1 protein-coding gene and 1 pseudogene are annotated in these 1,874 nt (G+C 67.2%); both read right to left on the reverse strand.

Going from position 1 to position 1,874, the window contains the following annotated elements:
* Positions 1-648: pseudogene (locus ACWD6R_RS39970) on the reverse strand (hypothetical protein); the annotation flags it as partial.
* A complete protein-coding gene (locus ACWD6R_RS39975) occupies positions 645-1,751 on the reverse strand; it encodes a site-specific integrase (RefSeq protein ID WP_451823256.1) in 1,107 nt (368 codons plus the stop codon). The gene ACWD6R_RS39975 and the pseudogene ACWD6R_RS39970, both read right to left, overlap by 4 nt.
* Between the last annotated feature and the right edge of the window lie 123 nt (positions 1,752-1,874).

Genomic DNA, 1,874 nt, shown 5'->3' on the forward strand with positions numbered 1-1,874 from the left:
GTGCAGCGCGTACTGCACCTCCAGTCGCAGTTGCACAGGCAGCTGACGCAGGTCGATGTGCTCGGACCCGCCGGGGCCGATCTCCTCGTAGGAGGCGGCGAAGTCTTCGACGGCGGGGCGACCGCGCGCCGTCCATCGACCGTCGTGGCCGGTGCAGAACACGGAGGTGCCCCTCACCCACAAGTCGCAGTAGTCGATCCGGCAGACCTCGGGCAGCGGTGATGGGGGCCGCAAGGGCGCCGGAGAGGTCTGCCATGCCCCCATCTCCGTACTTGCGGACCGCCTCCACTGACGCCAGTGCCGTTGACACAGACCATGGCTGTCGCGGCCGTAGCGGCAGCCGCCGACCGCGCAGGCGGCGAGCGCCTGATGTCCGACCCATCCGGGCGGCGTGGTCGAGATGAAGGTGTCGCGGTCGGGCCTGCCCTCACGAGCCCAACGGACAGAGTGCCCCCAGCACATGCGGTTGCTGCGGGCCGGTCGGTCGCATCCTTCGACAGCGCAGGCCGGGCCGCCAAAGACCGGGTGGCGGGGGTCGAAGGCCAGGTCGTCTTGCCGGAACTCGGGACGGATCGCGAACATGAGCTTCTCCAGCAGGCCCACGGGCCGGGCAGTGCGGTCCTCCTGGGGGTGTGGGGCGGCGGTCACCACTGCACCTCCGTGCCCCGGAACCAGCCAGCTTTCTCCAGGACGCTGCGGGCGTCTTCGACGGTCAGATGCCCGTAAATCGCTGAAGTTGTGGTGACTGAGGAATGTCCGAGCAGCTTGGAGACGACCTCGATCGGGACCCCGTCACGCAGGGCCCGGGTGGCCGCAGTGTGCCGACACCAGTGCGGGTCGAAGGCGATGCCGGTCCGGCGCCGCAGCCGGAGCACCAGGTCGTAGACAGCCGGATAGGACAGGGCCTGGCCTCGCGGCTCAGCGAAGAGGTTCACGAACACGTAGTCGCTGTCGAGATCTCCGTACTCGGCGTGCAGGTAGTCGCCCCACAGCCGTAGCAGCTCGGCGCTGACCGGGATGGTTCTTAGCTCGCGCGACTTCGACCTGGCCCGGTTGGCGTTGTTCCGGGGCACGACCGTGATTTCCCGCTCGGCTGCGGCGACGTCGGAATGCCGCAGGCCGAGGGCCTCGCCGATACGCATGCCGGTCTCATGGAGCAGAGCGAACAGGAACCGGTCACGCAGGTGATCGCAGGCGTCCAGGATGGTCTGCATCTCCGCCGCCGTGAGCACGCGCGGCAGTTTCTTCGGGACCTTCAGCGAGATCGTCCGCCAAGGCTGGGGCCGGCCGGGGCTGATGTGGTGCAGGAACGGCTTCCAGCCGCCCCGGCGGCCAGGCGGCTGCAGGGTCGTCAGAAGATCAACGACATCGACACCGTGCCGCAACTGGTGGGCGTAGAACGCGGACAGCGCCGACAACTTGCGGTTGACCGTGGACGCGCTGACGTGTGGTTCCACGGAGGGCAGCACCGCGATCTGCCCTTTGCGACCCGAAGGCGGCAGCTGCAGCCAGACAACGTACTCGCCAAGATCCTCCAAGCGGACCTCGCGCCAGTCCAGTCCCCGGTGGGCCAGGAACGTCCAGTAGTCCTTGAGGTCGTAGGCGTACGCCCTGACGGTGTTCGGCGACCTGTCGACGTCCGTCAGATAGGCCAGGTAGCGCTCGATCGGCTCCACCAGGACGTCGTCGTCACCGAGCACCGTCCACGAGTCCACCCGTACCGTCGGCAACGCGACTCGCTGTACGAGCATGGCGCCTCCCCTTCATCAACGTCATGGATGAAGCCAGAGATAACCACGTCACAACAGCAGATCACAGGGCTTCCGGTGACCTTGCTGAACATCAAAGACGCCCTCCGGGCGGCTCAAGATAAT

This window comes from Streptomyces sp. NPDC005151, from assembly GCF_053599875.1.